This is a genomic window from Gelatiniphilus marinus, from assembly GCF_042684345.1.
GTDB classification, from domain to species: Bacteria; Bacteroidota; Bacteroidia; order Flavobacteriales; family Flavobacteriaceae; genus Gelatiniphilus; species Gelatiniphilus marinus.
Window position 1 is genome coordinate 1 of record NZ_JBHULK010000015.1, and the last position, 6,988, is coordinate 6,988.

At 29.3% G+C, this 6,988-nt stretch carries 4 protein-coding genes; all 4 read left to right on the forward strand.

Features of this window, described 5'->3' with window-relative positions:
• Positions 1–138: 138 nt before the first annotated feature.
• The 4 genes from ACFSQS_RS16025 to ACFSQS_RS16040 all read left to right on the forward strand — a co-directional run bounded on the left by ACFSQS_RS16025 (position 139) and on the right by ACFSQS_RS16040 (position 6,759).
• Positions 139–822: a hypothetical protein gene (locus ACFSQS_RS16025; RefSeq protein ID WP_388021225.1), complete on the forward strand. Its 684-nt coding sequence runs from the start codon at positions 139–141 to the stop codon at positions 820–822.
• 202 nt (positions 823–1,024) lie between these two features.
• Positions 1,025–4,345 carry an AAA domain-containing protein gene (locus ACFSQS_RS16030; RefSeq protein ID WP_388021227.1) on the forward strand — a complete coding sequence of 1,107 codons (3,321 nt, stop codon included), beginning with the start codon at positions 1,025–1,027 and terminating at the stop codon, positions 4,343–4,345.
• Positions 4,345–5,709 carry a hypothetical protein gene (locus ACFSQS_RS16035; RefSeq protein ID WP_388021229.1) on the forward strand — a complete coding sequence of 455 codons (1,365 nt, stop codon included), beginning with the start codon at positions 4,345–4,347 and terminating at the stop codon, positions 5,707–5,709. The genes ACFSQS_RS16030 and ACFSQS_RS16035 overlap by 1 nt, the downstream gene beginning before the upstream one ends.
• Before the next feature lie 318 nt (positions 5,710–6,027).
• Positions 6,028–6,759: a phospholipase D family protein gene (locus ACFSQS_RS16040; RefSeq protein WP_388021231.1), complete on the forward strand. Its 732-nt coding sequence runs from the start codon at positions 6,028–6,030 to the stop codon at positions 6,757–6,759.
• The last annotated feature ends 229 nt before the right edge of the window (positions 6,760–6,988 follow it).

The window sequence follows — 6,988 nt, forward strand, 5'->3', positions numbered from 1 at the left end:
AATGGTTCTTTGCAACTCTATAGAAAGAGAGGACTCGTACGTGTCATGGATCTGTAATTCTAAAACACGTTATAGTTCTCCTCTTTTTCTATATAAAGTTATTTATTACAAACTAAAGGAACACGTTAGGCAAAATTTATGAAAAAGTACTTCCAGATAATATTTTTAGTTATTTTTCTAATTAGTTGTAGGAATGATGAAAAAGTTAATGTGGAAAGAAACGAAAAAAAATTAAAAATAATCTCTAAAGATTTATTTGAGAATAGATTAAAAATTGATTCGACACTAATTAAAAAGAATGCTTTTGATTTAATTGTATTATCAAATTCAAAAGATAGTGATAGCATAATTTCAGTATGTAATTGTGAAAAAGATAAAAAGAATAATCGTATAAAAATTCAACTTAAAACGGTTATCCCAACTCAACGAGAATTGGACACAATGTCAATTGAATCTAGAAAAAAGAGTAGACTCCTAAAAGTCTTTAGTTTAGATTTGAATAGAGAATTAAAAGGACAATTTAAATTTTTGACATTAGTGTTTAAAGATAGTTTGGTTCAATCGATAAATTTATATTCAAAATCATCTGAAAATGAATATAATGGAGTTGATTTTGATTCAATATTCATTGATAAATATAATATAAATGTTTCCACTTTTGATTATTCGATTGCATCAAATGTTTTTGGAGATTTTGAATTAAGATTACCAAGAGGTTTTGGATTGATTAAAAATGATACGATTGTGAAAGGAAAATTTGTTTGTAATAATTGGATAATATCAGAATCTAACGAGATAAAAAGAATGAACTTGAAAAACTGATAAACAATAAGGATTTTAACTTTGCCTAACAATGGCTATAAGTAATTGCTTGTTCTCGCCTATTTTAGAAATTTCTGCGGAATTTCCAACTTGGCGTGTACTTGCAAAAGTCCGTGCCAAAACACGCAACTACTCATAGCCTAGAACGTTGCCAACCATTAAAGAAAAATCGTGCTCGAATTGAAAAACTGAATATTATTGAATGATTTTAGACAAATACCAACTATACGGAGAAATCCAAAACAGAGGTTATTCATCAACCGCAAAAGTAACAGATGAAAGTGAAGAAATTTATTTTGCCAAATGGATAAAAGGAATTGAAAAAAACTCACAACCAAGTAAAATTCTTTACAACAAATTAAGACACTTAAAAAAAGCAGTCCACTCTTCTCTTCCGAAAATTATAGAATACGAATGGGACGAAAACCAAAGTGCTTATTGCATCATATTTGAAAACAAAAACGCAACTTCTTTAGAAGAAAACATTTTTGAAATTAAACCAACACATTTTTTAAAAGGGATTGAACAAATTGCAAATTGCTTACAGCAATTGCAACAGAAACATAAACTTGCTCACGGAGATATAACACCTGCTAATATACTTGTAGATGAAAACTTTGATTTTTACTTAATTGATTTTGGAGTTTCAGATATTTCTGCAACATTAAGCCAATCACAAGAATTAGAGATTTTCGCAAAAGAATTTGCGTCACCTGAAAAATGGGATAGAAAAATCCCAAAGGGATTTCCATATCAATCTGACATTTATTCTATTGGTAAAGTTATTGAATGGTATTTTTCAAAAAATGAAATTAACGAATTTGAAGAAGTCCAGAAATTGACTGACAAAACTTGTGAGCAATTACCAATAAATAGAATAAATTATGTTTCTTTTTTAGAGAAATTATCGAAAATCACAAGTGAAATTTCTTTTGACAGTAAAAACTCGGTTTCTATAAATGCAATACCAGAAGTTATAGAAGATTTAAATAATTCAGATTTCAAACCGAAATTTGACGTAAGTCCAAGCAGAGGAGAAAATATCCTATTAAATATCTCAACTAAAAATTTCTATATTCATTGTATTTGGAAAATATCCGAAAATGGTTTAGAAATCCTAAATGGAGAAAGAAAAGAAAATAAAGAGAGAGAACATTCTAATACTTTGAGATATGGAAAAGAATTAGGCTTGCCAATTATGTTTACTTCTCAAAATGTTTATAACGAACGTTTTAACTTAACACCTTTTTTTAAGAAAATACAAAAAGAAAAACAGAACGAAAGCGAATATAGAAAAGGAAAAAGAGAGATTACTAAAGAATTGAAATTCTTTAAAGATTTACTAACCAAAGAAATACAAGTTTTAGAAAAAAACTCATTAAGATTACGTTTTGTAGGTTTTGAAAAAAAAGGAAATTATGAAATTTCATTTAAAATTCAAGATAATGAGAAATACAGTAAAAATGGTTTAATCTTTTCTCATATTGACAAAGCAACTCCACCAAGTCCAGAAGATTTTGAATTTATCGTAAGTGAAACTGCTGATAAAAAACAAATGAAAGACCCAATGAAATTTTCGGGAGTTGCTTATGATTTCAACACAAAAACAAGAGTTCTAAAATTTAAGGATTGTGAACGATTAGATTTTGAAAAAATTCCCAAAAATGGTTACATATTTGAAAATATCAGTAAACAAGAAGAGGAAAAGAAAAGACAATTAGAAGCAATACGAAAAGTAGAATATAATGAAGTTCAAAATAGAGATTTAATACATTACGTTTTTAATCCTACTGATTTACAAGGCAAATATCTTGAATTTCAAGAACTAACAAATGTTTATCAAACAGACGAAAAAGGAAATGACTTTGTATATAGTTTTAATCAACAAAAAGCAATACTAAATGCAATTCATAGAGAACCTTTAACAATTATTCAAGGTCCACCAGGAACAGGAAAAACAACTGTAATCACAGAAATTGTTTTTCAAATTTTAAATAAAAATCCTGATGCTAAAATTTTAATCACTTCTCAAACAAATGATGCAGTTGATAACGTGTTAGATAATCTATTGGAAAAAGAGATTCCAATTGTTCGATTAAGTGGTATTAGAAAACCAAAATCAAGTTTGCAAAAACATACTTTAGACAGAAAAATTGAGGGTTGGAAAGAAGAAGTAAGAAAAAAAACTAAAGCCAATTGGAAACCATATAAAGAGCAATTCAAAAAGGCATTAGAAAAAGAGAATATTATTCTATTACCAATTTTTGAAATCCTTTCTTCCAATAAACAATGGAAAGTAAAAAGGCAACAAATAGAAAAAATGTTAGAACGTTTCAATACGTTTAAAGGTTTAGAAAAATCTTTAACTTCTGAAACAGAATTTATAACTTCAATCAATAGTTATGTAAAAGTAAATTTTGTAGAATATTTTTTAAAACAACAAATATTTAAAGATTGGTTAGCATCAATTAGTTCGTTAGATGAGAATAGCAATATAAATCAAAAATTAATAGATAGCATTAGAGTAATTGGAGCAACAACTAATCATATTGCGTCAAAAAAATATCAAAAATATAATTTTGAGTTTGACTATGTAATAATGGACGAAAGTGGAAAAGCAACCACAGCAGAAGCATTAATACCAACAGTTTTAGCCGAAAAATTAATCCTTGTTGGCGACCATAGACAATTACGACCAATGCTAACTGCAAATCGTGAAGTTGAAAAATGGTTAAGAGAAAAGTTTAAAACTGACACAGATGAATTTGATAGTTGGGATGATTATTTTAATAGACCAAGTTTATTTGAGCAAGTAATAACAAAAATTGATGACGACTTTAAAAGTCAGTTAGAAGAATGTAGAAGAAGTTCTAAAGACCAAGTTTTACTAACTTCAAAATGCTTTTATGAACCTTTTGGAGATGAATCGATAAAACCAGTTGAACGACCACAAGATAAAGAACATAATCTTGATTTAAAAATTGATAGTTCAATTGTCTTTCTTGATATTGGTAATTCATATAAAAGTGAAATTGATGGAAATGGTTCGTCAAGAAATAAATTAAGTGCTGAATTAATACCTGAACTTCTAAATCAATTAGATAAGTTTGAAAAAGTAAAGAACTATACAATTGGTGTTATCACAGGTTATTCTGCACAAGTAAGAGAAATAAGAAAAGTTGTTAGAAATAAAGTTGATTATCGTAAACTAAAAAATGTAAAATCTAATAATGTAGTTATTTCTGTTGTAGATAAATTTCAAGGTTTAGAAAAGGATATTATCATTTTTGATTTAGTAAGAAGTCAGCAACAAACATTAGGATTTTTATCTAATGCAAATCGTATAAATGTTGCTTTATCAAGGCAAAAAAAACTAATAATTATTGTTGGTAATTTAGATAGTATATTAAGTGCTAAACCACCAAAAGATTTGGAAAACACAAATCAAAAACCAGCATTACAAAAATATTTAAGTGAATTGAAGAAAGATTGGATTGTTAAAAACGTAGAACAAATATTTTAATGGACATACAAGAAATACATAAAAAGTTAGACAAACAATGTCCAAGCAATTATAAGATAAATGAAATTATCCAATTTGCTTATCCATATAGACGAGTTCGTGTTAACGCAACTGTAAATAAATTGCCTGAAAAATCAATACAACAAGTGTATTCTGTTTTTTTAAGAACAATAAAAGCAGGTTATAATAAAGAAGAGCAAATAATTAAATTTCTAGGTCTTAACAAAGAAGACTTCATATTAAGAGAATTATACTTTTTGCGTGAAAGAGGCTTTGTAGATTTTGCTTCAGGTATTTGGTTAGTAACCGAACAAGGAGAAGAATTTGTAAAAGATAATGGTATTTTAAAAATTCTTGAAGAAGAAGAATTTGAATTTTTAATTGATGCAATATCAAATCAAGCGATTCAAAAGAATTTCAGATTATTTAGCGATAAAAACATTGAAAACAGATTAAATCCAGAGATAGATTATTCAATCAAAAATCCTGAATTGCTTAAAAATAAAAACGAACAACTTTCTGACATTTATAAAAGAGAGAATAATGGAAAAGCATATTTAGTTGATTACGACAAGTCAAATATTAAGTTTGATAAAAAGGAAAATCACGATTATTATTTAATCGAATATATTCCAATAAAAGAAAAAGAAAGTGAATTAGAGCCATATATTGAAGTTAGAAATACAGATAAGGATGTTTCAAAAGAAAAACGCCTTTCAAAATCTCTATCTGAAAAATATCCAAGTATTTTATATCAATTTACAACTTCCGACAGAACAAGTTTTGCGAAAATTCAAGAAGAAAATAACAATGAACTTTTAGAAGAGTTTAAAGTAACTGAAAACGAGAAAAAGATAACCGAAACACAAACACTTTCAGTTTGGGAAACGCAAGAAAAATTTGCAGAAGCATTAAAGACAGCTAAATCTAGAATACTAATAGAAAGTCCTTGGGTAAAACGTGCTACTTTAAAATATATAAATAGTATTGAAAAAGCATTACAAAGAAGTGTAGATGTTATCATATTGTATGGAATTGAAAGTAATGATGAACATCATTACGGAACAATTGAAAAACTGCGAAATCTAAAAAGCAAATACCAAAAGAATTTCCATTTAATACATTTACCAACTCATTTTGAAGAACAAGGAAACTATAAAATGACAGGAACACACAGAAAATTGATAATAAAAGATAATGACTATTACATACAAGGAAGTTTTAATTTCCTATCATTTAACAAAGAAAAAGGACAAAAAATAGCGAATGAGGAAAGTATTTTAATACCTCAAAATGTAGAAACGAAATGGAAAAACGTTCTGAAAGAATACGGAATAAATAACGGTTGGCAACACCGTATATAATTTATTGCTAGTTCTAGCCTACTTACGAAAATCCTCGCGGATTTTCTATTCGGTTTTTATTTGCTAAATTACGTGCTAAACCACGCAACAAACCATATACAAACACGTTCGGCGGCATTTAGCCCTATCGGGCACATACCGCCGAACGTCCCGCGCAGCTGCGCTGCCTGCACTACGGCGTGAAAACGCCGCAGAACAGGCAGCTATACGCCATTTTGCAAAGTGAAAACGTTTCACTACTTTTCACTTTGCAAAACAGCGCATAGCTGCGCGGGACGTTGTAAACAATTTACGAAAACCAAGAAACTGAAATAGAAAATGGCAAAATTTTTAAACACGACAGGTGTTTCATATCATTTAGAAGAATTAATTAAAACCACAAAAGACCGACTGATTTTAATTAGTCCATATCTTCAATTTCACAAAAGGGTAAAAGACCATTTGGAAAATCTGAACATTCAAAAAAGAGACATCCGAATAATTTACCGAGAGAATAAATTACAAGTAGAAGAAAGCAATTGGCTTGAAAGTCAAATCGGAATTAGGACAAGTCTTTGTAATTCACTTCACGCAAAATGCTATCTGAACGAAAATGAAGCGATAGTAACCTCAATGAATTTATATTCTTTTTCACAGCAGAATAATGACGAAATGGGAATTCACGTTACAAAAGAAAAAGATGAGGATTTATACAATGACATTTACGCAGAAGTCCAAAGATTATTAACGATTAGCGAGGAAATAAGAGTTTCCGTAAAAAAAGTTGATAAAGAAATAGAAAAGAAAACTGAAAGCACAATAAAAAAAGTTCAAGAGAATAAAGACTATTCAAAATCTAAATTATTGACAACTAAAGAATTATCAAATTTGACTGGATTAAGTAGTCGAAAAGTTAATAAATGGTTTACCGACAATAAACTGATGTATAAAAAAGAAGACGATTGGATAACGACCAAACGTGGAAAAGAAACAGGCGGAATTGAGAAGAATGGACAATATGGTCAATTTGTTGTTTGGCCTGAAGATATTGCGAAACATATAACCGAATAAAAACTGTTTACAACAATGGCTATAAGTAATTGCTTGTTCTCGCCTACTTCTGAAAATCCTCGCGGATTTTCAGTTTGGTGTGTACTTGCAAAGTTAAGTGCCAAACCACGCAACTACTCATAGCCGAGACCGTTCGGCGGCATTTAGCCCTATCGGGCACATACCGCCGAACGTCCCGCGCAGCTGCGCTGCCTGCACTACGGCGTGAAAACGCCGCAGAACAGGCAGC